Here is a 25,795-nt window from a genome sequence, read left to right as displayed (position 1 = left end):
ACGGCGGAATAGCAGTACCCATGACGAGGGAGCGGGTTTTATCTTACCCGCTCGCCGGGCCAAAGCAGCGTGTGGACGAGGGTGCAGAGGGGTCAGATAGCGCGCTTTTCTCGCGCCATGCCAATGTGGGGGATGCCATCCTCATCATAGACCTCGGTCACCGGCGTAAAACCGAAGTGGGCGTAAAAGGATTGCAGGTGCGCCTGCGCCCCGAGGTAAATTGCCTTTTGCGGCCAGTACTGCTGACAACTGGCCAGCGCCTGCTCCATCAGCTGATAGCCGAGCTTCTCACCGCGGGCGGCGGGGCTAACGATAACCCGGCCAATCACCACCGGCGCAAACTCCTCTTCGCTTTTGAGGATCCGCGCGTAGGCCAGCAGTTCGCCATCGCGCCAGCCGAGCAGATGGCGATTTTCACCGACCAAATCATCGCCGTCGACATCCTGATAGGCGCACTGCTGCTCCACGACAAAAACTTCACTGCGCAATTTCAGCAGCGCATACAGCTGGGGAACGGTGAGTTCACTATGGTGGAGATCCTGCCAGGTCATCATCTGTAGCTCCTTATTGATATACTGATACTTTGCGACTCGCCCTGAGGACACTGGACGATGGAATTAACTTTTTTAGGAACATCCGCCGGGGTGCCGACCCGTACGCGTAATATGACGTCGATAATACTGAATTTGCAACAGCCGACCCGCGCCGAAATGTGGTTGTTTGACTGCGGTGAAGGGACCCAGCATCAGTTTCTTCGCACGCCCTATCACCCCGGCAAACTGAATAAAATTTTCATCACTCACCTGCACGGCGACCACCTGTTCGGCCTGCCCGGCCTGTTGTGCAGCCGCTCGATGCAGGGGAACTCTCTGCCCCTCACCCTCTACGGGCCAAAAGGGCTCAAAGAGTTTGTTGAGACCGCGCTGCGTCTGAGCGGTTCGTGGACCGACTATCCGCTCACCATCATCGAAGTCGGCCCTGGTCTGGTGTTCGACGAAGAGGGCTATCGGGTCACCGCGTACCCGCTCAGCCATCCGGTGGAGTGCTACGGGTATCGCATTGAGCAGCATGACAAGCCCGGCACCCTCGACGCCGCCCAGCTGATTGCCGATGGCGTGCCTCCCGGGCCGCTGTTCCATCAACTCAAGCGCGGACAGCGCGTCACGCTGGAAGATGGCCGGGTCATCGACGGCAGCCGCTATCTGGGGCCAGCGACCCCGGGTAAAACGCTGGCCATCTTCGGCGATACCGCCCCCTGCCCGCAGGCGCTGGAGATGGCTCGCGGGGCGGATGTGATGGTCCACGAAACCACCCTTGAGCAGGCGATGGCGGAGAAAGCCAATAGCCGCGGCCATTCCTCGAGCCAGCAGACCGCGGCGCTTGCCAAAGAAGCGGGGGTCGGCACGCTAATCGCTACCCACTTTAGCTCGCGCTACGATGCCGAAGGCTGCCTGAAGATGCTGGCGGAATGCCGGGAGATTTTCGCCAATACGCTATTGGCGGAAGACTTTATGGTCTACAAGATGGCGTAAAATCCGGGCATAAAAAAACCGCCATCCCGGCGGTTTTTTATTGAGTCAATCAACTTACATCAGCGGCGTCGCCAGCTGCACGATGCTAATCAGCGGCTGCGGCCAGATACCGAGCACCAGCACCAGCAGGGCGGAGATCAGCACCACGATACCGCCGGCGCTGTACTGCCAGTTCGACGGCGCATCGCGGTTCAGTTGCTCGGGTGCGCTCAGGTACAGGCTCACTGCCACGCGCAGATAGTAGTAGAGACCAATCGCTGAGCCGACAACCACTGCGGCAACCAGCCACCACAGGTGCGCATGCACACCGACGGCCAGCACGTAGAACTTACCGATAAAGCCGAGGGTCATCGGAATACCGGCCAGCGACAGCATCATCACCGTCATGACCGCTGACAGGATCGGACGGTGCCAGAACAGGCCGCGGTAGGAGAACAGCGAGTCCGCATCCGGACCGCGGTACGGGCTGGACATCAGGCTGACCACGCCGAACGCGCCGAGGCTGCTGAACAGGTAACCGGCCAGGTAGACGCCAACGGCTTCCATCGACATTTCGCCGCTCTGAAGGGCGATTAACGCCACCAGCAGATAGCCGAGGTGGGAGATGGAAGAGTAGCCGAGCAGACGCTTAATGTTGGTCTGGCTCAGCGCCATCAGGTTACCGAAGATGATAGAGGCGAAGGCGATCAGGCCCAGCACCACGCGTACCGCTTCGCTGTTGCCCACCGGCATGTACAGGAACAGACGCATCACCACACCGAAGATGGCGATCTTGCTGGCGGTCGCCAGGAAGGTGGAGACCGGCGCAGGCGCGCCCTGGTAAACGTCCGGCGTCCACAGATGGAACGGCACCAGCGACAGTTTAAAGCCAAGACCGACGATCATCAGACCGAGGCCCGCCAGCAGCAGCGGCTCGTGCAGCGTATTGTCCGCCAGGCTTTTACCCAGCGCGAGGAAGGACAGGTTGCCGGAGTTCGCATACACCAGCGCCATACCGAACAGCAGGAAAGACGAGGCTGCAGCGGAGAGGATAGTGTATTTGATGCTCGCTTCCAGCGAACGCTTCTGGCGGAAGGCGTAGCCGACCAGGCCGAACAGCGGTAGCGAAATCAGTTCGATACCGAGGAACAGCGCCGCCAGATGATTCGCACCGGCCAGCAGAATGCCGCCCAGCGCGGCGATCAGCACCAGCAGGTAGAACTCTTCTTTGTTGTCCTTGTAACCCTCAAGCCACGGGTAGGCGAAAGTACAGGTCGCGAGGCTCGCCAGCAGCACCAGCCCGGTGTAGAGCATGGCGTAGCCGTCAACGCGAATCATCGGTGTGACGTCCATCGCCCCGTTCTGACCAACAAACCAGAGCGAGACCAGCGCAGCGTTAAGCCCGAGAACCGACAGCGTGGCATTGAGAAAATGATTGCGTCGCCACGCAATGGAGAGCATCACAACCACCACCGTCAAGCCGACGATCAGCAGCGGTAGCAGTGCGATCAGTTGTTGTGGAGTTATTGTCATGGCGAATTACGGCCTTGTAGTAGAAACAGAATTAACAAACCACTGCTGAATGTTGCTCATCGCAGCATGCGAGGTGTCGAGGATCGGCTGCGGGAAGAAGCCCAACAGCACCAGCAGCACCACCAGCAGCAAGATGATAGACAGTTCACGCAGGGACATCCCCGGCAGCGCTTTCGCCGCGATTTCGCTTTTCGCTTTACCGAAGTAGGCGCGATGCAGCATCGACAGCGAATAAACGGAAGCGAATACCAGACCAAAGGTCGAGATAACGGTGATCACCGGCACCACTTTATAGCTGCCGAACAGGATCATAAATTCGCCGACAAAGTTACCGGTGCCCGGCATCCCCAGGGTGGCGACAGCGAAGAACATCGACATCGCCGGCAGCCATTTAATTTTGCTCCACAAACCGCCCATCTGACGCATATCGCGGGTGTGCAGGCGTTCGTACAGCTGGCCGCACAGAATAAACAGACCCGCCGCGGACAGACCGTGGGCGATCATCTGGATCACCGCCCCCTGATAAGCCAGCTGGCTGCCGGTGTAGATAGCAATCAGCACGAAGCCCATGTGGGAAACGGAGGTATAAGCGATCAGACGTTTGATATCGGTCTGGGCGAAGGCCATCCACGCGCCGTAGAAGATACCGATCACGCCCAGCCACATGGCGATGGGCGCAAACTCGGCGGAGGCGTTCGGGAACAGCGGCAGCGCAAAGCGCAGCAGACCGTAGGCCGCGGTTTTCAGTAAGATGCCCGCGAGGTCGACGGAACCGGCAGTCGGCGCCTGGGAGTGGGCGTCCGGCAGCCAGCCGTGCAGCGGTACCACCGGCATTTTCACCGCGAAGGCGATGAAGAAGCCCAGCATCAGCAGGTATTCCACGCCGTGGGACATCGGCGTTTTCAGCAGATCTTCATAGTTGAAGGTCCACACGCCGGTCGCGTTGAAGTGGACGAAGGCCAGCGCCAGAATGGCGATCAGCATCACCAGACCGCTCGCCTGGGTATAAATGAAGAACTTGGTGGCCGCTGTGATACGCGTTTTACCGTCCGAGGCTTTGTGGCCCCACAGCGCGATCAGGAAGTACATCGGCACCAACATCATTTCCCAGAAGAAGAAGAACAGGAACATGTCGATGGCGAGGAACACGCCGATGACGCCGCCCAGGATCCACATCAGGTTGAGGTGGAAGAAGCCCTGGTATTTTTCGATTTCACGCCACGAACAGAGTACCGCCAGCACGCCGAGAAGACCGGTCAGCACCACCATCAGCAGCGACAGGCCGTCGATCGCCAGATGGATGCTAATGCCGAAGCGTGGGATCCACGGCAGCACGAATTCCGACTGCCATTGCGGAATACCCGCGGATTGCGTCAGAGAATAGCCGCCCTGCATCCACAGCTGCAGGCCAAGCGCCAGCGTCAGTCCCATGGTAATCAGCGCGATCCAGCGCGGCACTTTCACGCCAAAGCGTTCGGTCTGCCAGCACAGGAAGCCGCCGATAAAGGGGATTAATATCAACCAAGGCAATAACATGGTGATTTTTATTCCTTATTTAAGTCCGGTTCAGGCTATCTTACTCGTCATAGCGAACGTCGGCTGTGCTCACAATCCTCACGCATTTTAATACGCTCCGGTTGCTCCGCGCAGGCGGTGTCCACTCTGACTTCGCCGATAACGCCTGTCCTTTACGACCTGATTTTCAACGAATTCTCACAGAAAATTCACTTCGGATTGAGGCTTGTTTTGTCGGGTGACGCTAACGCTTACCCGACCTACGGTCCCGTAGGCCCGGCAAGCACCGCGCCGCCGGGCGAAACAATCCCAATCCTCAAACTCAACGCAATACCATCAGCAGCGCCAGCACCACCACCGCGCCGATGCTCATTGATGCCACATACCAGCGCAGATAACCGTTCTCGCTCACCAGCAGACCTTTGCCTGCGAAGCGGGACAGAATCGCCGGGATATTCATCAACGCATTCAGCGGATCGCTCTTCAGCAGCCAGGCAATCCCGAGGAAAGGTTTCACGAACACCTTGTCGTATAACCAGTCGAAGCCCCAGGCATGGAACCACCAGGTACCGAAGAAGCGGCCAGGCGCGCTGTTGGCGATGGAGGTCACCAGGGTACGTTTACCCAGCCACAACCATGCGGCGATCAGGATGCCGGCAATCGCGATAATCCCGGAGGTAATTTCCAGCGTCATCACGCTGCCGTGGGCAAGCTCAGTGGTCTGCGGCAGTACGCCCTCCAGCGGCGGCACAATCAGCGCGCCAACAAAGGTGGACAGCACCAGCAGCACGATCAGCGGCAGATGATGGGTAATCCCCTTCCCTGCGTGCGCGTGAATTTGCTCTTTACCGTGGAACACGATGAAAATCATACGGAAGGTGTACAGCGAGGTCATAAAGGCGCCGACCAGGCCCGCCACCATCAGATTGATATGGCCGTTGGCCATCGCGCCCGCCAGAATCTCATCCTTACTGAAGAAGCCTGCGGTGATAAGCGGCAGAGCGGACAGCGCCGCGCCCCCCACCAGGAAGCAGACATACACCAGCGGAATGGATTTGCGCAGGCCGCCCATCTTGAAGATGTTCTGTTCGTGATGGCAGGCCAGAATGACCGAGCCAGACGACAGGAACAGCAGCGCTTTAAAGAACGCGTGGGTCATCAGGTGGAAAATCGCCGCGTCCCATGCCTGCACGCCCAGCGCGAGGAACATGTAGCCAATCTGACTCATGGTCGAGTAAGCCAGCACACGTTTGATGTCGGTCTGCACCAGCGCGGCGAAGCCCGCCAGCACCAGCGTTACCGCACCAACGATACCCACCAGATGCAGCACTTCCGGCGTCATCAGGAACAGGCCGTGGGTACGGGCAATCAGATACACGCCCGCGGTCACCATGGTGGCCGCGTGGATCAGCGCGGAGACCGGCGTCGGGCCCGCCATCGCATCGGCAAGCCACGTTTGCAGCGGCAGCTGAGCGGATTTACCGACCGCGCCGCTGAGCAGCATCAGCGTCGCCCACTGCAGCGTGGTGCTACCGTTAGCGAAGTGCTGCGGCGCCAGCTCAACCATTTCACGGAAGTTCAGGGTACCCAGTTCGTTATAAAGAATGAACAGCGCGAAGGCGAGGAACACGTCGCCGACGCGGGTGACCACGAAGGCTTTCATCGCTGCGGCATTGTTCTTCGGATCGGTATAGTAGAAGCCGATCAGCAGGTAAGAACAGAGACCCACGCCTTCCCAACCCAGGTACATCAACAGCAGGTTATCGGCCAGCACCAGAACGACCATGCTGGCGATAAACAGGTTGGTATAAGCGAAGAAGCGAGAGTAGCCCTCTTCGCCGCGCATGTACCAGGAGGCGAACATGTGGATCAGGAAGCCGACGCCGGTAACCACAGAGAGCATGGTCAGCGACAGGCCATCCAGCACCAGGTTGAAGCCGATGTTGAAATCACCGACCGACATCCAGTTCCACAGCGGTACGCTGACCGCCTGTTTGCCGTTAGCGAAAAAATCGACGCCAACGTACGCGGTGACCAGCGCCGCCAGGCCTACCGACCCCATGCCAACGGTAGCGGAAAGGTTTTCCGACCAGCGCCCGCGGGAAAAGGCCAGCAGCACAAAGCCAATCAATGGCAAAAGAATGGTTAAGGCAAGCATGTTCATCCACGCAACTCACTTACTGAATCGATGTTCAGGTTCTGGCGGCGACGATGGAGCTGCAGCAGCAGCGCCAGGCCGATACTCGCTTCCGCAGCCGCGAGGCTGATGGCGAGGATATACATTATCTGACCATCTGCCTGGCCCCAGTAGCTACCCGCCACCACAAAGGCCAGCGCGGCGGCGTTAATCATGATTTCCAGGCTAATCAACATAAACAGCAGATTGCGGCGGATCACCAGCCCCGTCAGACCAAGCACAAACAGGATGGCCGCGAGGATCAGTCCATGTGTTAAGGGGATCATGCGTGTTCCTCCGTTTTTCTTTTGTCGCTGTCGTTCACGCGGTTGCTCAGTACCTCACCGGCACGCTCTTCGCGGCCGATGTGGAAGGCGACCACCAGGCCCGCCAGCAGCAGCATGGAGGCCAGCTCCACCGCCAGGACGTACGGCCCAAACAGCGCAATACCCACTTCTTTGGCGTTGATCGCCGCGCCGTCGATACCCTGGTCGTTAATACCCAGGATGGCGTAAACGATAACCACCAGCAGCACTGCGGAAAGGATGGCCGGGCCAATCCAGATCCCCGGCTGCAGCCATTTGCGTTCCTGTTCGATCTCGCTGCCACCCAGGTTGAGCATCATCACCACAAAGACGAACAGCACCATAATGGCCCCGGCGTAGACGATGATTTCCAGCGCACCAGCAAAGTAAGCGCCCAGCGAAAAGAACACCCCGGCAATCGCCAGCAGCGAAATAATCAGGTACAGCAGCGCATGCACCGGATTGGTGTGGGTGACGACCCGCAAGGTTGCGAGGATGGCTATCAGGCCACAGATATAAAAAGCGAATTCCATTGCCCTCTCCTTACGGTAACAGGCTCTTGACGTCGATTGGCTTAGCTTCGTTTTCCGCTTCACCTTTATCTTTGCCGTCGATTGCCATACCCGCCATCCGGTAGAAGTTATATTCCGGGTATTTGCCCGGACCGGAAATCAGCAGATCCTCTTTTTCGTACACCAGATCCTGACGCTTGTATTCACCCAGTTCGAAGTCCGGGGTCAACTGGATCGCCGTGGTCGGGCACGCTTCTTCGCACAGGCCGCAGAAAATGCAGCGTGAGAAGTTGATGCGGAAGAACTCCGGATACCAGCGGCCGTCTTTGGTCTCTGCTTTCTGCAGCGAGATACAGCCCACCGGGCAGGCTACCGCACACAGGTTACAGGCAACGCAGCGCTCTGCACCGTCCGGATCGCGGGTCAGCACGATGCGGCCGCGGTAGCGCGGCGGCAGATAGACCGGCTCTTCCGGATACATCCGGGTTTCACGTTTGGCGAAGGCATGCAGGCCAATCATCCAGATACTACGGACCTGGGTGCCGAACCCCACCAATAATTCTTTTAAGGTCATGTTCAATTCACCCCTTATTGCGCCTGCCAGAGAATGACAGCCGCCGTTACCAACAAGTTGACCAGCGTTAACGGCAGGCATACCTTCCAGCCAAAGGACATTACCTGGTCATAGCGCGGACGCGGTAATGATGCGCGGATCAAAATGAACATCATCATGAAGAACGCGGTTTTCAGCGCGAACCAGATGAAAGGTGGTAACCACGGGCCATTCCAGCCGCCGAAGAACAGCGTGACGATCAGCGCTGAAACGGTGACGATACCGATGTATTCACCGACGAAGAACAGACCGAATTTCATGCCGGAATATTCAATGTGGTAACCATCGGCCAGTTCCTGCTCCGCTTCCGGCTGGTCGAACGGGTGACGGTGACACACCGCCACGCCGGCGATGGCGAAAGTGACGAAGCCGAAGAACTGCGGAATGACGTTCCACAGATGCGCCTGGTTGTTGACGATATCGGTCATATTGAATGACCCCGCCTGCGCCACCACGCCCATCAGGGAGAGACCGAGAAACACTTCGTAGCTCAGGGTCTGCGCGGAAGCACGCATCGCCCCCAGCAGCGAGTATTTGTTGTTGCTCGACCAGCCGGCGAACAGCACCGCATAGACCGCCAGGCCTGCCATCATCAGGAAGAACAGGATGCCGATGTTCAGGTCAGCCACCACCCACGTCGGGCTGACCGGCACGATAGCAAAGGCCAGCAGCAGCGAGGTAAAGGCGATAACCGGCGCCAGAGTAAAGATCACGCGATCGGAGAAGCGCGGGATCCAGTCCTCTTTGAAGAACATCTTGATCATGTCGGCGACCAGCTGCAGCGAACCGCCCCAGCCGACGCGGTTAGGTCCGTAGCGGTTCTGGAACAAGCCGAGCAGACGACGCTCGCCGAAGCTCATGAACGCGCCGCAGGTGACGACCACCAGCAGAATGACCACGGCCTTCAGGATGCTTAACAGAATGTCGATAAGATCCGGCGTTAACCAGCTCATGCTTTCGCCTCCTGCAGTGAATCAATACGCGATCCGGTCAGCACCGGCGCAATGCCCGGCATGCCCATCGGTAAGCCAACCTGTCCTGCGGTCAGGCCTTCAGAGATAACCAGCGGCAGACGCAGGGTCTGGCCTTCCACGCTAAAGGAGAGCATTGCCCCCGCGTTAACGCCCAGCTTCGCGGCATCCGCCGGATTCAGCTTGATGTACGGCTCAGGCATCCGGCTCTCGAACACCGGCGCGCGCTGTGACAGCTCATCGCTACCAAACAGGTGGTAATACGGCGCGATACGCCATTTGCCCTCTTCCGCCTGGAAGCTGGCCGGCACCGCGGTGAAATACTCCAGCCCGTTGGCGGACGCTTCAAACAGTCGAACACCCGGATCGCCGTGGCGCAGTTTCCCGCCCACTTCATCCTGGAACTTGTTCCATGCCTGCGGGGAGTTCCAGCCCGGCGCCCAGGCGAACGGGATCTGCGAACGCGGGGCGGACGGCTGGTTGTTCCCTTCCATGGAGAAGGCGAACATGGTGTCTTTATCCTGCGGCTGACGCGGCTCGTGCACGCTGATGTTGGCGCGCATCGCCGTGCGGCCGCTGTAGCGGTGTGGTTCACGCGCCAGCTTCTGACCGCGGATGCGGAAGGTCGCATCCGGCGCGGCATCTTTAATGCCCGCCAGCTGCGGCAGCGCGGCAATCGCCGCATCGATGACGTGGTCCAGCTGCGTCCAGTCAACCTGACGGTTGTTGACGGTGCTGTGCAGCGAATGCAGCCAGCGCCAGCTCTCCAGCATCACGGTTTTCGCATCGTAGTAAGCCGGATCGTAAACCTGGAAGAAACGCTGGGCGCGGCCTTCGTTGTTCACCACAGTCCCGTCGCTTTCCGCAAAGCTTGCGGCAGAGAGCACCAGGTGCGCTTTGTCCATAATCGCGGTGCGCTGATGGTCAACCACCATCACCAGCGGGGCTTTCGCCAGCGCAGCGTCAACGCGCGCGGCGGAAGCATGACGGTGAAGGTCGTTTTCCAGCACGATAACCGCGTCGGCGGCGCCGCTTTCCAGTTCGTCCAGCGCCTCTTCAAGCGAGCCGCCGCCGATCATGCCCAGACCGACGCTGTTCACCGCGCGGGCGACCATGGTCACGCCGACGTCGGCGCCGCGGCCTTTCAGGGCTTTTGCGACGTTAGCGGCGGCCTGGATGATCTCCATGCTGCCAGCGTTAGTACCGGAGATAATCAGCGGTTTTTTCGCCCCGGCCAGCGCCTGGACAATCACGTCAACCTTACCCTTCAGGTCCTGGCTCAGGCCATCAACCGCCGGCGCGCTGTCATCCAGCGCATGGGCGATAGCGAAGCCCAGACGCGCCTGATCTTCCACCGGCGCGCGGTAGGTCCACGCGGCAATGTCATCCAGGCGGGTGTCATCGATGTTGGTGACGAATAACGGGTGCTTGGCGCGCTGCCCGATGTTGAGGATCGCGGCGATCTGCCAGTCGGCTACTTTCTGCGCCGCTGCCATTTCGCGTGCTTTCCCTTTCACCGCCTGGCGGACTGCCAGGGCCACGCGCGCGCCGGTCTGGGTAATGTCTTCGCCCAGCACCAGTACCGCATCGTAGGATTCGATATCGCGCAGGCTTGGGGTATGGACCCCACCTTCACGCAGCACTTTCAGCATCATCTGCAGGCGCGCTTGTTCGCCTTTGGCGATGCCGGTATAGAAGTTGTCGGCGCCCACCAGCTCACGCAGCGCAAAGTTGCTTTCGATGCTGGCGCGCGGGGAGCCAATACCGATCACTTTCTTCGACTGGCGCAGGATATCTGCCGCGCCCTGCATCGCCTGCTCGGCGTTGAGAGTGATCAGATCGTCGCCGCGGCGCTGCACCGGCTGACGCGGACGGTCTTTCAGGTTGACATAGCCATAGCCGAAGCGACCGCGGTCGCAGAGGAAGTAGCGGTTAACGGTCCCGTTATAGCGGTTTTCGATACGACGCAGCTCGCCATAGCGTTCGCCCGGGCTGATGTTGCAGCCGATGGAACACTGCTGGCAGATGCTCGGCGCAAACTGCATGTCCCACTTACGGTTGTAACGCTCGGAGTGCGTTTTGTCGGTGAAGACGCCGGTCGGGCAGACTTCCACCAGGTTGCCGGAGAACTCGCTTTCCAGGGTGCCATCTTCCGGGCGACCGAAGTAGACGTTGTCGTGCGCGCCATAGACGCCCAGGTCGGTGCCGTCGGCATAATCTTTGTAGTAGCGCACGCAGCGGTAACAGGCGATGCAGCGGTTCATTTCGTGCGAAATAAACGGCCCCAGATCCTGATTGCGGTGGGTACGCTTGGTGAAACGATAGCGGCGGAAACTATGGCCGGTCATCACCGTCATATCCTGCAGGTGGCAGTTGCCCCCTTCTTCACAGACCGGGCAGTCGTGCGGGTGGTTAGTCATCAACCACTCCACCACGCTTTCGCGGAACTGCTTCGCTTCGCCGTCGTCAATAGAAATAAAGGTGCCGTCGGATGCCGGAGTCATACAGGACATCACCAGGCGACCACGCGTGTCTTCCGCGTTCTGATATTGCTTCACCGCACACTGGCGGCAAGCACCGACGCTCCCTAGCGCCGGGTGCCAGCAAAAGTAGGGAATATCAAGACCAAGAGAGAGACAAGCCTCTAGCAGGTTGTCCGCCCCGTTGACCTCGTATTCTTTGCCGTCTACATGAATCGTAGCCATTTGCGTGCTTCCAAAAATAAAAAACCTTTGATTACCAGCGCGTCTTAAGCAGGTTCGGCTGAATCCCGTTGATTGCATGGGTATTGCTGAACTGCTGCTTAATGCCAGCCTCGAATTCTTCGCGGAAATATTTAATCGCGCTCTGTAGCGGTTCGACTGCGCCCGGCGCGTGCGCGCAGAAGGTTTTACCCGGGCCCAGGAATCGACACAGTTGCTCAAGCGTTTCGATATCGCCAGGCTGGCCTTCGCCGCGCTCCAGGGCGCGCAGGATCTTCACGCTCCACGGCAGACCATCACGGCACGGCGTACACCAGCCGCAGGACTCGCGGGCAAAGAACTCTTCGAGGTTACGCACCAGCGAGACCATATTGATCTCATGGTCAACGGCCATCGCCAGCGAGGTGCCCAGACGGCTGCCCGCTTTACCAATGCTTTCGAACTCCATCGGCAGGTCAAGATGCGCTTCGGTCAGGAAGTCGGTCCCTGCCCCACCCGGCTGCCAGGCTTTAAACTTCAGGCCATCGCGCATGCCGCCGGCGTAATCTTCGAGGATCTCACGCGCGGTGGTGCCGAACGGCAGCTCCCAGACGCCCGGATTCTTCACCCGGCCGGAGAAGCCCATCAGCTTGGTGCCAGCATCTTTGCTGGTGGAAATGTTCTGGTACCACTCGACGCCGTTGGCGAGGATCGCCGGCACGTTGCACAGGGTTTCCACGTTGTTGACGCAAGTCGGCTTGCCCCACACGCCGGAGCTCGCCGGGAACGGCGGCTTGGAGCGCGGGTTAGCACGGCGGCCTTCCAGGGAGTTGATCAGCGCCGTCTCTTCACCGCAGATATAGCGCCCTGCCCCGGTGTGGACAAACAGTTCGAAGTCAAACCCGGTGCCAAGGATGTTTTTCCCCAACAGGCCCGCTTCAGTGGCTTCGGCAATCGCACGACGCAGATGCTGGGCCGCTTCGATATATTCGCCGCGCAGGAAGATGTAGCCGCGGTACGCTTTCAGCGCAAACGCGGAGATCAGCATGCCTTCCACCAGCAGGTGCGGCAGCTGCTCCATCAGCAGACGGTCTTTATAGGTGCCCGGCTCCATTTCATCGGCGTTACACAGCAGGTAACGGATGTTCATGGATTCGTCTTTCGGCATCAGGCTCCACTTCAGACCCGTGGAGAAGCCCGCGCCGCCGCGCCCTTTCAGGCCAGCGTCTTTTACCGCCGTGACAATCTCATCCGGCGCCATCCCGGTCAGGGCTTTACGTGCCCCTTCGTAACCGTTTTTGCTGCGATATTCGTCCAGCCATACCGGCTGCTTGTCGTCGCGCAGACGCCAGGTGAGCGGATGCGTTTCCGCAGTACGAATTACGGTTTTCATTTGTACTGCTCCAGCAGGTCAGGAATTGCCTCCGGCGTCAGATGACTGTGAGTATCCTCATCAATCATCATGGTCGGTCCCTTGTCGCAGTTGCCCAGGCAACAGGTCGGCAGCAGCGTGAAGCGGCCATCGAAGGTGGTCTGCCCTGGCTTGATATTGAGCTTCTTCTCAATCGCAGCCTGAATACCTTGATAACCGGTGATATGGCACACCACGCTGTCGCAGTAGCGGATCACGTGACGGCCAACCGGCTGACGGAAAATCTGGCTGTAAAATGTTGCCACGCCTTCGACGTCACTGGCCGGGATCCCCAGCACATCGGCGATCGCATAGATCGCCCCATCCGGCACCCAGCCGCGCTGTTTCTGGACAATTTTCAGCGCTTCGATGGACGCCGCACGCGGGTCTTCGTAGTGGTGCTTCTCGTGCTCAATAGCCTCACGCTCAGCCGCACTCAGCTCAAAAGCCTCGGTTTGTGGTTGTTGATTCTCGTGCATAATTAGCGGTCCACGTCTGACATAACAAAATCGATACTACCCAGATAGACGATCAGGTCGGATACCAGGCTGCCGCGGATCGCCGACGGGATCTGCTGCAGATGCGCAAAGCTCGGCGTACGCACGCGGGTACGGTAGCTCATGGTGCTGCCGTCGCTGGTCAGGTAGTAACTGTTAATCCCTTTGGTCGCCTCAATCATCTGGAAGGATTCGTTGGCCGGCATCACCGGGCCCCACGATACCTGCAGGAAGTGGGTGATCAGGGTTTCGATATGCTGCAGCGTGCGCTCTTTCGGCGGCGGCGTGGTCAGCGGGTGATCCGCTTTGAACGGGCCTTCCGGCATGTTATCGAGGCACTGCTGAAGAATGCGCAGGCTCTGGCGCAGCTCTTCGACTTTCAGCATCACGCGGGTGTAGCAGTCAGAGACGCCGCCCCCGGTCGGGACTTCGAAGTCGAAGTTTTCATAGCCAGAATAAGGACGCCATTTACGCACGTCGAAGCCGATACCGGTGGCGCGCAGGCCTGCGCCGGTGGTGCCCCACTCCAGCGCCTCTTTGGCGGTATAGGCTGCCACGCCGACGGAACGGCCTTTCAGAATAGTGTTGCGCAGCGCGGCTTTCTCGTAAGAATCCAGACGCTTCGGCATCCACTCGAGGAATTCCCGCAGCAGGCGATCCCAGCCACGCGGCAGATCGTGCGCGACACCGCCGATGCGGAACCACGCCGGGTGCATACGGAACCCGGTAATCGCTTCCACCAGATCGTAAATTTTCTGCCGATCGGTAAAGGCGAAGAAGACCGGCGTCATCGCGCCGACGTCCTGAATAAAGGTCGAGATATACAGCAGGTGGCTGTTGATGCGGAACAGTTCGGAGAGCATCACGCGGATCACATTCACGCGATCCGGCACGGTGATCCCGGCCAGTTTTTCCACCGCCAGCACGTACGGCATCTCGTTGACGCAGCCGCCGAGGTATTCAATACGGTCGGTATACGGGATGTAGCTGTGCCAGGACTGACGCTCGCCCATCTTCTCGGCGCCGCGGTGGTGATAACCGATGTCCGGTACGCAGTCGACGATCTCTTCGCCATCCAGCTGCAGAATAATACGGAATGCACCGTGGGCAGACGGGTGGTTCGGACCGAGGTTGAGGAACATGAAGTCCTCGTTGTCGGTGCTGCGCTTCATGCCCCACTCTTCCGGTTTGAAGGTCAACGCTTCCATCTCCAGATCCTGCTTGGCTTTGGTCAGCTCAAACGGATCGAATTCGGTAGCGCGCGCCGGATAGTCTTTACGCAGCGGGTGGCCTTCCCAGGTCGGCGGCATCATGATACGGCGCAGGTTCGGGTGGCCATCGAAGGTCATGCCAAACATTTCCCAGGTTTCACGCTCATACCAGTTGGCGTTGGGGAACAGTTTGGTGAAAGTCGGCAGATGCAGATCGTTTTCAGACAGCGCCACCTTGAGCATGATGTCGCGGTTGCGGTCGATAGAAATCAGATGATAGAAAACGGAAAAATCCGCGGCGGGCAGGCCATCGCGGTGGGTGCGCAGACGTTCGTCCATGCCGTGCAGGTCAAACAACATCACGTAAGGCTTCGGCAATTTCTTCAGGAAATCACCCACCTCAAGCAGTTGCTCACGCTTCACCCACACCACCGGTACGCCGGTGCGGGTTGGCTGAACGGTAAAGGCATCCGGCCCAAAGCGGTTGCGCAGTTCGCCGATCACCGGGTCATCAAGGTGATCGCGGGTTTGCCAGGCTGGTGCGGCGTCATGCGCGGTTAAATCGGTCATATTGTTCACCATTGCAAAAGGTCCGTGGTGACTGCCGGGCGAGACTTCGCGTTGTTGTAGATTGATTTGCGAAGTGGTACTCCCGCCCGCAGGCGCAAATTAAATCTCGTCCGGCGTCCGCAGATTGGTCACTGCAATACGTTCGCCGCGTTTACGCTCGCGTTCCGACTGCATATTGGCGCGATAAACGCCCTGATCGCCAACCACCCATGAGAGCGGACGACGTTCTTTACCAATGGACTCCTGCAGCAGCATCAGCGCCTGCATATAGGCCTCCGGACGCGGCGGGCAGCCCGGGATGTACACATCGACCGGAATGAATTTATCCACGCCCTGGACGACGGAGTAGATGTCGTACATGCCGCCGGAGTTAGCGCAGGCGCCCATGGAGATCACCCACTTCGGCTCCAGCATCTGATCGTACAGACGCTGAATAACCGGCGCCATTTTGGTAAAGCAGGTTCCAGCGACCACCATCAGGTCCGCCTGACGCGGAGAGGCGCGCAGAACTTCTGCCCCAAAACGCGCAACGTCATGCACCGCAGTGAATGACGTCACCATTTCCACATAACAGCAAGAAAGGCCGAAGTTATACGGCCAAATTGAGTTCTTACGGCCCCAGTTCACCATGTCATGCAGCGCGTGCTCGAGTTTCCCCATATACACGCTTTTATTGACTTCCTGCTCCAGGGGGTCGGTGACGATCTCCTGTTTCTGCAGGGGGTAACGGTCGTTCTCACCGTTAGGATCTATGCGGGTGAGCGTATAATCCATCTTATTGCCTCGCTTTTACTGCATATGACGGTTAGTGGGACTGTCTGTTTCCGGGTTAACCAGCGTGCGACGGGAACGCGCAGGCGTCCAGTCCAGTGCGCCGATGCGAACGAGATAAACCAGACCAGCCAGTAGCACTAAAATGAAAATTGCGGCTTCCACAAAGCCGACCCAGCCGCTCTCGCGGATAGAAGTCGACCATGCGTAGAGATACAGGGCTTCCACGTCGAAGATAACGAAGAACATGGCAACCAGATAAAACTTCGCAGAAAGACGTAAGCGGGCCGAACCAACGGAGTCGATCCCCGATTCAAACGGCGTGTTTTTGCTACGCGCGCGCGCGCGACCGCCAAGGTACCAGCCGCCGACGAGCATGAGGCAGCACAGGCCGATAGCGATGATGAGAAATATAGCGAATGCCCAATGATGAGCGATGACTTCAGTGGATGTTGACATACGCATTGCTTAACCAAAAAAGTGTAGCGCCAAAACCCTCTGCTCTTACTGGCAGATGAACGCCACAGCGTTTCACGGGAGGAATAAAAAAAACCGTGCAAAAAAGCGTCCCTGGTTGATGTGAGAAGCCCAGATGCCGTGGCTTTTTACCCCTTTCTTTAACCTTTTGTCAACTTTAACAAAAGTTTTCATAACATTAATTTACATTGGAATCTTTTCATTAACATTAAATGCCCTTTTATGCGAAATAACCTTGCATACTGTTCGGTTTTAGTGTTGTTGAATCGTGTCCGTTTCCGTCGTAAATCAAAAATCCCTTCTATTTTGACAGGATTTAGCCTCGATTCCTCCCCCCAAAGAGGGGTATTTTCTTGATCTGTGACACGGTTTTGTTAATTACCCCAGGAAATCGGCAACAATCCGTCCGGTTTTTTAACATTAGCAGGAAGTGTTGAAAGTGCAGGGAAAAGTCGACAAGGTGAGCGCCCGGTCACGCCAATACGCTGATTTTTCAGGAAAGAAATAAAAAAAACATTCAAAACATCAATAATAGTGCAAAAAAAAGAGCCACCAGGCGGGAAACCCTCCCCTGAGGCTCTTTTTGCTCACTTACATTCTGTTACCAGTTTTTGTGATCTTTGTTAGAAAATTGCCCTCACAAAATGAAGGTGTTATCTCCCTCTTGCGGAGTAAGTGCCGGCCCCGTTCGCCAGGGGTCGCTCTCCTGACTCAGTGACTGAAAAATCACCTGCGGCAGCTCGCTCACCGTCTGCGGATTGCAACTGACCACATACCGGGTATCCGGCAGGCCAGGCAATCCATCGCTGATGCCAGCCACGCGCAAATCGGGGCTCATCATTTCGACGGGTCGCGCGGTGACGCCCAGCCCGGCTTTGACCGCTGCTTTCACCCCGGAGAGAGACGTCGCGCCATGGGCGAGATGCCATGGGACGCGGGCCGCCTCCAGCGCGGCAATAATATCCTGGCGGAAGGGACCAGGCTCCTCGAGCAAGATCAGAGGGATCGACTCCCCCTTCGCCAGCACATATTCCGCCGCACAGTACCAGAGGGTCGGTGACGTTCTCAGGATGAAAGAGGTAAAGCCGGGAGGCTGATGGGTGGTCAGCGCCAGATCCACCCGCCCCTCGGCCAGCATCGCCATGATGGCGGCATGGGGATGCACTTTGATCTCCAGCGTCATTCTGGGATAGAAGCAGCCGATGCGGTTTAACAAAAACGGCAGGATGGTATCGGCCGTTTCTTCCGACGCGCCGATGGTCAATCCACCTTGCAGGCTGCCATACATCAGCGACATGCAGGCTTCATCGTTAAAACGCAGGATCTTGCGGGCATAGCCCAGTAGCTGGATGCCTTGCTCAGTCAGCAGTTTATTACGCCCGTGACGGGCGAAAAGCTCTTTGCCGACCAGCTGCTCCAGGCGTTGCATTTGCTGGCTGACCGCGGACTGGGTACGACACACTGCGGCGGCGGCGGCGGCGAAGGTGTTCAAATCAGCGACCGCCACAAAGGTGCGCAGCAGATCGAGATCAAGGTTGAGTATCGGACGTGTTGTATTAATCATCTTTCTTCACTTACAGGTGGCTAACGCTGACCTGCCTTGTTGATGCTTTACGCCAGGTTTCCGGCTATTCCCTGAGCCTCGTGCTCACCGTCAGATGGCGGATAAACAACTGGACGAACGTTATTACATGCCAAAGTACTCGTCTGGGCAAATGCGCAGAACCACGGAGTAATATATTGTTCGTATTTCTCATTGTTATTTATTACCACGGCCAGCCAGGTGTCATGCGTCGCTCCGGAAAAGCGGCCAGTGGTGGTGAGAAAGGCTCTCTTCCACCGCGCGTTCACACAGGGAAGAATGAACAATAAAATCCTGTAATAACAATATATTAAGTATCAATCCAACCGGAGTGCTTACCGGCTATCACTGATATTAACGGCGATATTCTAACCGATTCCCGCCCTTTTTATAAGCCTAAATAAGGATTAACTCAGATAATTTTAAATTTTTTTCAACGTTTTATATAAATTAACAAACCTCAGATTATTACCTGTCAAAAATAATAATAATGCACTCGTACGCTGTTTTTTATTGATATTATTTAACATCAAAATTACAAATCAGTCCCTATTGTATTAAGGATAGCGTTGTTTAGTCTGCCAACATTCTTCGTTCGCCCCTTCGCCACACAAACAAACCAGATAAATGATGGCAAAAAAGGCATATGGTCTACATATACGACCAAAAAAAGCATCATAAGCAGGTATAACCTACAACCTAAAACCGTAAGCGACAGATAAATCAATTACGCTTAAAATCCTGCGTTAGCAAAATCTTCTCCTGCAAAGCCTTCAAAACAGCGGGGATGCGGAGTACATTGTTCCGTGCTGACTTCCACGGCAGGGAGTGGCGATAACAGCTAAAAGGTCAAGATTCATGTCCCCCATCGAAAAATCCAGCAAGTTAGAGAACGTCTGTTACGACATCCGTGGCCCGGTTCTGAAAGAAGCGAAACGTCTTGAGGAAGAAGGCAATAAAGTTCTGAAACTGAACATCGGCAACCCGGCGCCATTCGGCTTCGAGGCCCCTGACGAGATCCTCGTCGACGTCATCCGCAATCTGCCTACTGCCCAGGGTTACTGCGATTCGAAAGGGTTGTATTCGGCGCGCAAAGCCATCATGCAGCATTACCAGGCCCGGGGAATGCGTGATGTCACGGTAGAAGATATTTACATCGGCAACGGCGTGTCCGAACTGATTGTGCAGGCGATGCAGGCGCTGTTAAACAGCGGCGATGAGATGCTGGTTCCCGCGCCGGACTACCCACTGTGGACGGCGGCGGTGTCGCTTTCCAGTGGCAAAGCGGTCCACTATCTGTGTGACGAATCCGCTGACTGGTTCCCGGATCTTGACGATATCCGCGCAAAAATCACGCCGCGCACCCGCGGGATCGTGATCATTAACCCCAACAACCCCACCGGCGCGGTCTATTCCAAAGAACTGCTGCAGGAGATCGTCGAGATCGCCCGGCAGCATAACCTGATTATTTTCGCCGATGAGATCTACGATAAGATCCTCTACGACGAAGCCCAGCATCACTCAATTGCTGCTCTGGCGCCAGATCTGCTGACCGTGACCTTCAACGGACTGTCGAAAACCTACCGTGTTGCCGGTTTCCGTCAGGGGTGGATGGTGCTGAATGGCCCGAAAAAACACGCGAAGGGCTATATCGAAGGCCTGGAGATGCTGGCGTCGATGCGTCTGTGCGCCAACGTGCCGGCACAACATGCTATCCAGACGGCGCTGGGCGGCTACCAGAGTATCAGCGAATTCATCATTCCCGGCGGGCGCCTGTATGAACAACGCAACCGCGCCTGGGAGCTGATCAACGATATTCCGGGTGTCTCCTGCATGAAGCCAAAAGGCGCGTTGTATATGTTCCCGAAAATCGATGCCAAACGCTTCAATATTCACGACGACCAGAAAATGGTGCTCGACTTCCTGTTGCAGGAGAAAGTCCTGCTGGTGCAGGGTACCGCGTTCAACTGGCCGTGGCCGGATCATGTGCGCATTGTGACGCTGCCTCGTGAAGACGACCTGGAGATGGCGATCTCCCGCTTTGGCCGCTTCCTCTCCGGCTACCACCAGCTTTAATCGCTACGCCGCCGGCATTTGCATCCGGCGGCGATCCCTGCGCACAATGGAACCCGATGTTGTCACTGATTAAGGGTTCCTATGAGTCAGAGTCATTTCTTTGCCCACCTCTCCCGCCTGAAACTGATTAACCGCTGGCCGCTGATGCGCAACGTGCGCACCGAAAATGTCTCCGAACACAGTCTGCAGGTGGCGATGGTCGCCCATGCGCTGGCGGCAATTAAAAACCGTAAATTTGGCGGCCAGGTCAACGCCGAACGTATCGCCCTGCTGGCGATGTACCATGACGCCTCCGAAGTATTAACTGGCGACCTCCCTACCCCGGTGAAATATTTCAACTCCCAGATTGCCCAGGAATATAAGGCGATTGAGAAAATTGCTCAGCAAAAGCTGGTGGATATGGTCCCTGACGAGCTGCGCGATATTTTCGAGCCGCTGATTGATGAGCATCACTACAGTGAGGAAGAGCAGTCGATCGTTAAACAGGCTGACGCCCTCTGCGCCTACCTGAAGTGCCTCGAAGAGCTGTCTGCGGGTAACAACGAATTTCTGCTGGCCAAAGGCCGTCTGGAAAAGACGCTGGCGTCGCGGCGAAGCGCAGAGATGGATTACTTTATGCAGGTGTTTGTCCCGAGCTTCCAGCTGTCGCTGGATGAAATAAGCCAGGATTCGCCGCTGTAATTTTTCAGGCCGGGCAGCGGTTGCGCCCTACCCGGCCTGACACCCTTAAAACGGAAACAATACCGGGATCAGCAGCACGCAGACCACCATCACCAGTACGGTGAAGGGCACGCCAATCTTCACAAAGTCGCTGAAGGAATACTTACCCGGGCCAAGCACCAGGGTGTTGACCGGCGAGGAAACCGGAGTCATAAACGCCGCCGAAGCCGCCATCGCCACCACCATGGCGAAGGGATAGGGCGACACCCCCATCGACTTCGCCGCTGCCAGGGCTATGGGCGCCATCAGGACCGCCGTCGCGGTATTAGAGATGAACAGACCTATCGCCGCGCACATTACAAACAGGCAGCCGAGCATCAGATAAGGCCCCTCGCTTCCGGCGACGTCCATCAGTCCCTTGACCACCAGATCTACCCCGCCGGTTTTTTGCAGCGCCAGGGCAAACGGCATCATCCCGACAATCAAAATAATGCTTGGCCAGTGGATCGCCTTATAGGCGCTTTCGGCGTTGATGCAGCGGAATTTGCCCATCAGCAGGCAGGCGATGATCGCGGCAATCGGGTTGGGAATTTCATCGGTGAGCATCAGGGCTACCATCAGCACCAGACAGAAAATCGCGTGTGGAGCCTGGCTGTGCGCCGGCGAAGCGTCATCCACTTCAACCGGCATATTGAGCACCACGAAATCCCGCCCACGCTTCGCCAGCAGGGCAATTTGCCGCCAGTTGCCGACCACCAGCAGGATATCGCCGAGCTGTAGCGGCTCATCGACCACGGAACCATCCATCGCCTCGCCATCGCGCTTCATGCCGACGATATTGAGACCAAACCGGGTGCGGAACGCTATCTCACGCACCGTTTTACCAATCATCTCCGAATCCGGGATCAGCGACACCTCCGCCATGCCCACATCCAGCGCCTGATCGGCAAAATACTCGCCGCGCAGCACCATCGGCTCGAGCATCTGCTCACCACAGAACTGGCGTAAGTCGACATCGGAGGCGGACATATCGATCAGCAGGACGTCGCGGGCGCGGAATTCCGATACCCCGTTGACGTTAACAATCACCCGACGGAACCGCCGCCAGCGTTCGACGCCGATGACGTTGGCACAGTACCGCTCACGCAGTTTTAAATCATCAAGACGCTGGCCGATCATCGGCGAACCAGGACGGATCGCCAGCCGGCGGGCGCGGCCAGTGAGGTGATATTCGCGGATCAGATCGCGGAAGGTGCTTCTTTTACGGCCATCACGCGCGGATTCGCCATTCTCTGTCTTCAGCATAAAGCGCACCGCCAGCATATAGACGATGCCCAGGATCAGCACCACCAGGCCAATCGGCGTGACGCTGAAAAAACTGAAGCCGTGCAGCCCTTCGCGCAGCAGTTCACTGTTGACGACCAGGTTGGGGGGCGTTGCGACCAGGGTCATCATCCCGCTGATAAGTCCGGCAAAGCTCAGCGGCATCATCAGCCGCGAGGGAGAGGTATTCATCCGCGCCGACACGCTGAGCACTACCGGAATGAAAATGGCGACCACCCCGGTTGAACTCATAAACGCACCCAGCCCGGCGACGGTGAGCATCAGGTAAACCAGCATCTTGGTTTCGCTGTTGCCCGCCACACTCACCAGCCACGCCCCCATCTTGGTGGCCACCCCGGTACGCACCAGGCCATCACCGATAATAAACAGGGCGGCAATCAGGATCACGTTAGGATCGCTGAACCCGGAAAAGGCTTCATTCAGCGTCAGCGTGCCGCTGAGGACGAAGGCGACAATGACCATCAGGGCGATAGCATCCATGCGCACCTTGCCGGTAGCAAACAGCACAACCGCGATAGCCAGAAGGGATAAAACCCAAATCAATTCACCGTTCACAACGTTTCCTTGTCACAAGTGGGAGTCGACATAGTGGCATAAAAAAGCCCCGGCAACGCGGGGCGAAATCATACGTTTACGCTTTAAGACGCACATTAACATAGCCGTCCGTCTGACGTTCGACCACCAGATCGTCCAGGCTGCTCAGCACGAGGTCGGCTTCATCCAGTCGAGGGGCATCGGCAGGCACGTTGACCGCGATGGTGCGACACCCCGCCGCCAGGCCGGAGAGCAACCCCGCCGGCGCATCTTCTACCACCGCGCACTGTTCGGCCGGTAGTCCCAGCCGCTCGGCGCCCAGCAGATAGGCGTCCGGCGCCGGTTTTCCGTGTTTTACCTGCTCAGCGGTGATGAAGACCTCCGGCATCGGCAGGCCTGCCGCGCGATGACGCGCGTGGGCAACCGGCACCGACCCGGAAGTGACAATCGCCCATGGGATCCCAGCCTCATTGAGGGTACTCAGCAGGGTTAACGCCCCCGGCAGAGCGACAATGCCCTCGATATCAGTGGCTTCAATCTGCTCGAGGAAGCGGAATTCGGCCTGGATATCCTCCTCGCTACGACCCGACATAAAATGGCGAATAGAGGTAATGGCCTGCTTGCCGTGAATAAAACTGAGAATTTCATCATGGTCAATGGCGAAACGATCGCCCCACTTACACCATGAACGCTCCACCACCGGCAAGGAATCCACCAGCGTCCCGTCTAAATCGAACAGGAAACCTTTACACTGCACGGGCACCTCCCTCAGGCATTGATAATTTGGTTAATTTCATTACTGCTCAGGTGATACTGGCGCGGACAGGCGTGCCAGACGCTCAGCATCCGCTGATATTTCTCCCACATCGGGGTCTGCGAGTTAAAGCCATGAGTGCCGGCGTCAAAATGGCTGTAGCGGCCTTCAATATTGACCATAAAGCGTACATAGCCGAGAAAACGCGCTTCGGTGGCGGCATCAAATCCGAGGAAGGTAACCCGACGCTCGTCGATACCCGCCGCGTCTTTCAGGTTGGTCCAGGAGACATGTAGCGCGTGGTACATCTCCATGATATCGATAACGGTACGGCAGGTTTCTTCCGTCAGCTGGCCAAACTCGCGGTCCAGTTCGCGCATCTGCAGCCCATACCCACGCTCAATGATGGTTTGCAGACGACGGTAGCGTTCCGCATTGTCCGGGTCGAGCATCGTCATCATTTTGTACTGATTGGATAAAATCAGACGCTGCGCATTGGTCATTTCCATGTTGTGACTCCTGTAGCACGGTAGGGCGTGAAATAAAGAAGGCGCATAAATCATGCGCCTTCTTTTATATGCGTTTTCCGTAGTGAATTACAAATCATCAAGGAAAGTTTTATCCAGTTGTTTGAAGGCGCGCTTAAGCGTGTCAGCCAGCGCCTGATAATCGGGCTTGCCTTCGACCGGCGCCAGCGCCTGCCCCGCCTCCTGCAGTTTGCCGCGCACTTCGTAAAACCAGTTAAGAATGGAGGGCGGCAGCGGCGTCACCGAACGCTTACCCAACCACCATAATCCCTGCATCGGCAGGCTCAGGGCAAACAGCGCGGTGGCGACAGCGGGACCCAGCTGGCCGCCCAGGGCTATCTGCCAGCACAGCGTAAAAATGGCGATCGGCGGCATGATACGGATAGCATAGCGGGTGGCACGAATAATGCGGTTTTCGATAAACACCGGCGCGAGGCGCTTGTCGAGAGGCCAGGTCTTTGCGTAATGCTGCCCGCGGTTGAACAAGCTAAAGAAGCTAACGGGGCGTTTCTCAGGGGTCGACATGGCTTTACCTCAACTTTACATATAAAACTTAAAAAATTCGTGCAAAACACCAACTATGCATGACATCGTTCAAAAGATTTTGGCAAAGGATGCCGCAATCAGGTATCCTGTGCCCGCCTGAAAGGGCGGATAGACTCTTTTGCCAGGCTAGTCAAATTATCGCATATTCTGCCATTGGCTGAAAATTATGCAAAATGGCATAAAATCAAATGTACTTCTCTCATCGTGCCCGAAAACAGAACAAGGCATGATGTTAATCATAAATGTCGAGGTCATCCTGCGCTACGCTAATGACACACTGACGTTTTTTTAGCCACGTATCATAAAAAGGTACTTCCATGTCGAGTAAGTTAGTACTGGTTCTGAACTGCGGTAGCTCCTCTCTGAAATTTGCTATCCTTGATGCCGTTAACGGCGACGAATATCTGTCCGGTTTAGCGGAATGCTTCCACCTGCCGGAAGCCCGTATCAAATGGAAAATTGACGGCGGCAAACAAGAAGCTGAATTAGGCGCCGGTGCCGCGCACAGTGAAGCACTGAACTTTATCGTTAACACTATTCTGGCACAAAAACCAGAACTGTCTGCTCAGCTGACCGCAATCGGCCACCGTATCGTACACGGCGGTGAAAAATACACCAGCTCCGTGGTGATCGACGAGTCTGTGATTCAGGGTATTAAAGACGCAGCGTCTTTCGCACCGCTGCACAACCCGGCGCACTTGATCGGCATCGCTGAAGCGCTGAAATCCTTCCCGCATCTGAAAGACAAAAACGTGGCCGTATTCGATACGGCGTTCCACCAGACCATGCCGGAAGAATCCTATCTCTACGCCCTGCCGTACAGCCTGTACAAAGAGCATGGCGTTCGTCGTTACGGCGCGCACGGCACCAGCCACTTCTATGTGACTCAGGAAGCCGCTAAGATCCTGAACAAGCCGGTGGAAGAGCTGAACATCATCACTTGCCACCTCGGCAACGGTGGCTCTGTTTCCGCTATCCGTAACGGTAAATGCGTTGATACCTCCATGGGCCTGACGCC

At 57.1% G+C, this 25,795-nt stretch carries 22 protein-coding genes and 1 pseudogene; 4 read left to right on the top strand and 19 right to left on the bottom strand.

Going from position 1 to position 25,795, the window contains the following annotated elements; translation table 11 throughout:
* Positions 1-92: 92 nt before the first annotated feature.
* Entirely contained in the window at positions 93-554 is a 462-nt protein-coding gene (locus CW267_RS17825) for a GNAT family N-acetyltransferase (protein ID WP_032730853.1), read from the bottom strand.
* 57 nt (positions 555-611) lie between these two features.
* Here CW267_RS17825 and rnz point away from each other — a divergent pair, with 57 nt between their 5' ends.
* On the top strand, positions 612-1,532 hold the full coding sequence (rnz, locus tag CW267_RS17820) for a ribonuclease Z (protein WP_023298031.1): 921 nt from the start codon (positions 612-614) through the stop codon (positions 1,530-1,532).
* A gap of 54 nt (positions 1,533-1,586) precedes the next feature.
* Here the strand turns inward: rnz and nuoN are convergent, their stop codons facing one another.
* The 14 genes from nuoN to CW267_RS17740 form a co-directional block, all read right to left on the bottom strand.
* The gene (nuoN, locus tag CW267_RS17815) at positions 1,587-3,044 is read right to left on the bottom strand and encodes an NADH-quinone oxidoreductase subunit NuoN (protein ID WP_008803951.1); all 1,458 of its coding nucleotides are present in this window, start codon (positions 3,042-3,044) and stop codon (positions 1,587-1,589) included.
* 6 nt (positions 3,045-3,050) lie between these two features.
* A complete protein-coding gene (nuoM, locus tag CW267_RS17810; RefSeq protein WP_008803950.1) occupies positions 3,051-4,580 on the bottom strand; it encodes an NADH-quinone oxidoreductase subunit M in 1,530 nt (509 codons plus the stop codon).
* Between the two features lie 301 nt (positions 4,581-4,881).
* Entirely contained in the window at positions 4,882-6,723 is a 1,842-nt protein-coding gene (gene nuoL, locus CW267_RS17805) for an NADH-quinone oxidoreductase subunit L (protein WP_100781315.1), read from the bottom strand.
* Positions 6,720-7,022 (bottom strand): NADH-quinone oxidoreductase subunit NuoK, encoded by a 303-nt coding sequence (gene nuoK / locus CW267_RS17800; RefSeq protein ID WP_002913148.1) that lies wholly within the window; start codon positions 7,020-7,022, stop codon positions 6,720-6,722. Before nuoK ends, nuoL begins: the two co-directional genes overlap by 4 nt.
* Positions 7,019-7,573: an NADH-quinone oxidoreductase subunit J gene (gene nuoJ / locus CW267_RS17795; protein ID WP_004201743.1), complete on the bottom strand. Its 555-nt coding sequence runs from the start codon at positions 7,571-7,573 to the stop codon at positions 7,019-7,021. Before nuoJ ends, nuoK begins: the two co-directional genes overlap by 4 nt.
* A gap of 10 nt (positions 7,574-7,583) precedes the next feature.
* Positions 7,584-8,126: an NADH-quinone oxidoreductase subunit NuoI gene (nuoI, locus tag CW267_RS17790; protein ID WP_008803948.1), complete on the bottom strand. Its 543-nt coding sequence runs from the start codon at positions 8,124-8,126 to the stop codon at positions 7,584-7,586.
* Between the two features lie 14 nt (positions 8,127-8,140).
* The gene (gene nuoH, locus CW267_RS17785) at positions 8,141-9,118 is read right to left on the bottom strand and encodes an NADH-quinone oxidoreductase subunit NuoH (protein ID WP_002913156.1); all 978 of its coding nucleotides are present in this window, start codon (positions 9,116-9,118) and stop codon (positions 8,141-8,143) included.
* Positions 9,115-11,841, bottom strand: coding sequence for an NADH-quinone oxidoreductase subunit NuoG (gene nuoG, locus CW267_RS17780; RefSeq protein ID WP_008803947.1), 2,727 nt, complete (start codon positions 11,839-11,841; stop codon positions 9,115-9,117). The genes nuoH and nuoG overlap by 4 nt, the downstream gene beginning before the upstream one ends.
* Before the next feature lie 31 nt (positions 11,842-11,872).
* On the bottom strand, positions 11,873-13,210 hold the full coding sequence (nuoF, locus tag CW267_RS17775) for an NADH-quinone oxidoreductase subunit NuoF (RefSeq protein ID WP_002913158.1): 1,338 nt from the start codon (positions 13,208-13,210) through the stop codon (positions 11,873-11,875).
* Positions 13,207-13,707: an NADH-quinone oxidoreductase subunit NuoE gene (gene nuoE, locus CW267_RS17770; protein ID WP_002913160.1), complete on the bottom strand. Its 501-nt coding sequence runs from the start codon at positions 13,705-13,707 to the stop codon at positions 13,207-13,209. The genes nuoF and nuoE overlap by 4 nt, the downstream gene beginning before the upstream one ends.
* 2 nt (positions 13,708-13,709) lie before the next feature.
* Entirely contained in the window at positions 13,710-15,518 is a 1,809-nt protein-coding gene (gene nuoC, locus CW267_RS17765; protein WP_008803946.1) for an NADH-quinone oxidoreductase subunit C/D, read from the bottom strand.
* An 87-nt stretch (positions 15,519-15,605) separates the two neighbouring features.
* The gene (gene nuoB / locus CW267_RS17760; protein ID WP_002913178.1) at positions 15,606-16,280 is read right to left on the bottom strand and encodes an NADH-quinone oxidoreductase subunit NuoB; all 675 of its coding nucleotides are present in this window, start codon (positions 16,278-16,280) and stop codon (positions 15,606-15,608) included.
* A 15-nt stretch (positions 16,281-16,295) separates the two neighbouring features.
* Positions 16,296-16,742 (bottom strand): NADH-quinone oxidoreductase subunit NuoA, encoded by a 447-nt coding sequence (nuoA, locus tag CW267_RS17755; RefSeq protein WP_002913181.1) that lies wholly within the window; start codon positions 16,740-16,742, stop codon positions 16,296-16,298.
* Positions 16,743-17,391: 649 nt separating this feature from the next.
* Positions 17,392-18,318, bottom strand: coding sequence for a LysR family transcriptional regulator (locus CW267_RS17740; RefSeq protein WP_032740184.1), 927 nt, complete (start codon positions 18,316-18,318; stop codon positions 17,392-17,394).
* Between the two features lie 876 nt (positions 18,319-19,194).
* On the opposite strand from CW267_RS17740, the gene alaA reads away from it, so the two are divergent.
* Entirely contained in the window at positions 19,195-20,412 is a 1,218-nt protein-coding gene (gene alaA / locus CW267_RS17735) for an alanine transaminase AlaA (protein WP_008803944.1), read from the top strand.
* A gap of 81 nt (positions 20,413-20,493) precedes the next feature.
* Positions 20,494-21,093: a 5'-deoxynucleotidase gene (yfbR, locus tag CW267_RS17730; protein ID WP_002913188.1), complete on the top strand. Its 600-nt coding sequence runs from the start codon at positions 20,494-20,496 to the stop codon at positions 21,091-21,093.
* Between the two features lie 45 nt (positions 21,094-21,138).
* Here the strand turns inward: yfbR and CW267_RS17725 are convergent, their stop codons facing one another.
* From CW267_RS17725 to yfbV, 4 genes are all read right to left on the bottom strand, one after another.
* Complete coding sequence (locus CW267_RS17725; RefSeq protein ID WP_008803943.1) at positions 21,139-22,971, bottom strand: SLC13 family permease; 1,833 nt, start codon at positions 22,969-22,971, stop codon at positions 21,139-21,141.
* Between the two features lie 76 nt (positions 22,972-23,047).
* A complete protein-coding gene (locus CW267_RS17720; protein WP_100781316.1) occupies positions 23,048-23,707 on the bottom strand; it encodes a sugar phosphatase in 660 nt (219 codons plus the stop codon).
* A gap of 11 nt (positions 23,708-23,718) precedes the next feature.
* A complete protein-coding gene (locus CW267_RS17715) occupies positions 23,719-24,213 on the bottom strand; it encodes a YfbU family protein (RefSeq protein ID WP_012540982.1) in 495 nt (164 codons plus the stop codon).
* A gap of 87 nt (positions 24,214-24,300) precedes the next feature.
* Positions 24,301-24,756 carry a terminus macrodomain insulation protein YfbV gene (gene yfbV, locus CW267_RS17710; RefSeq protein ID WP_002913194.1) on the bottom strand — a complete coding sequence of 152 codons (456 nt, stop codon included), beginning with the start codon at positions 24,754-24,756 and terminating at the stop codon, positions 24,301-24,303.
* A gap of 338 nt (positions 24,757-25,094) precedes the next feature.
* Here yfbV and ackA point away from each other — a divergent pair.
* A pseudogene (ackA, locus tag CW267_RS17705) lies at positions 25,095-25,795 on the top strand (acetate kinase); the annotation flags it as partial.

Source organism: Klebsiella sp. X1-16S-Nf21, assembly GCF_002837615.1.
Classification (GTDB): domain Bacteria; phylum Pseudomonadota; class Gammaproteobacteria; order Enterobacterales; family Enterobacteriaceae; genus Klebsiella; species Klebsiella variicola.
Note: the sequence above shows the minus strand (reverse complement) of the source record. Positions and strands in the feature narration are given on the sequence as shown.

What these genes read in the sequence shown, in the direction of transcription:
- nuoJ (WP_004201743.1), bottom strand. Translation starts at nt 7,573, where the DNA reads ATGGAATTCGCTTTTTATATCTGTGGCCTGATAGCCATCCTCGCAACC.
- nuoH (WP_002913156.1), bottom strand. Translation starts at nt 9,118, where the DNA reads ATGAGCTGGTTAACGCCGGATCTTATCGACATTCTGTTAAGCATCCTG.
- yfbR (WP_002913188.1), top strand. Translation starts at nt 20,494, where the DNA reads ATGAGTCAGAGTCATTTCTTTGCCCACCTCTCCCGCCTGAAACTGATT.
- CW267_RS17715 (WP_012540982.1), bottom strand. Translation starts at nt 24,213, where the DNA reads ATGGAAATGACCAATGCGCAGCGTCTGATTTTATCCAATCAGTACAAA.
- rnz (WP_023298031.1), top strand. Translation starts at nt 612, where the DNA reads ATGGAATTAACTTTTTTAGGAACATCCGCCGGGGTGCCGACCCGTACG.
- nuoM (WP_008803950.1), bottom strand. Translation starts at nt 4,580, where the DNA reads ATGTTATTGCCTTGGTTGATATTAATCCCCTTTATCGGCGGCTTCCTG.
- yfbV (WP_002913194.1), bottom strand. Translation starts at nt 24,756, where the DNA reads ATGTCGACCCCTGAGAAACGCCCCGTTAGCTTCTTTAGCTTGTTCAAC.
- CW267_RS17825 (WP_032730853.1), bottom strand. Translation starts at nt 554, where the DNA reads ATGATGACCTGGCAGGATCTCCACCATAGTGAACTCACCGTTCCCCAG.
- nuoL (WP_100781315.1), bottom strand. Translation starts at nt 6,723, where the DNA reads ATGAACATGCTTGCCTTAACCATTCTTTTGCCATTGATTGGCTTTGTG.
- nuoC (WP_008803946.1), bottom strand. Translation starts at nt 15,518, where the DNA reads ATGGTGAACAATATGACCGATTTAACCGCGCATGACGCCGCACCAGCC.
- nuoG (WP_008803947.1), bottom strand. Translation starts at nt 11,841, where the DNA reads ATGGCTACGATTCATGTAGACGGCAAAGAATACGAGGTCAACGGGGCG.
- CW267_RS17740 (WP_032740184.1), bottom strand. Translation starts at nt 18,318, where the DNA reads ATGATTAATACAACACGTCCGATACTCAACCTTGATCTCGATCTGCTG.
- nuoI (WP_008803948.1), bottom strand. Translation starts at nt 8,126, where the DNA reads ATGACCTTAAAAGAATTATTGGTGGGGTTCGGCACCCAGGTCCGTAGT.
- nuoB (WP_002913178.1), bottom strand. Translation starts at nt 16,280, where the DNA reads ATGGATTATACGCTCACCCGCATAGATCCTAACGGTGAGAACGACCGT.
- nuoN (WP_008803951.1), bottom strand. Translation starts at nt 3,044, where the DNA reads ATGACAATAACTCCACAACAACTGATCGCACTGCTACCGCTGCTGATC.
- nuoF (WP_002913158.1), bottom strand. Translation starts at nt 13,210, where the DNA reads ATGAAAACCGTAATTCGTACTGCGGAAACGCATCCGCTCACCTGGCGT.
- alaA (WP_008803944.1), top strand. Translation starts at nt 19,195, where the DNA reads ATGTCCCCCATCGAAAAATCCAGCAAGTTAGAGAACGTCTGTTACGAC.
- nuoA (WP_002913181.1), bottom strand. Translation starts at nt 16,742, where the DNA reads ATGCGTATGTCAACATCCACTGAAGTCATCGCTCATCATTGGGCATTC.
- nuoK (WP_002913148.1), bottom strand. Translation starts at nt 7,022, where the DNA reads ATGATCCCCTTAACACATGGACTGATCCTCGCGGCCATCCTGTTTGTG.
- nuoE (WP_002913160.1), bottom strand. Translation starts at nt 13,707, where the DNA reads ATGCACGAGAATCAACAACCACAAACCGAGGCTTTTGAGCTGAGTGCG.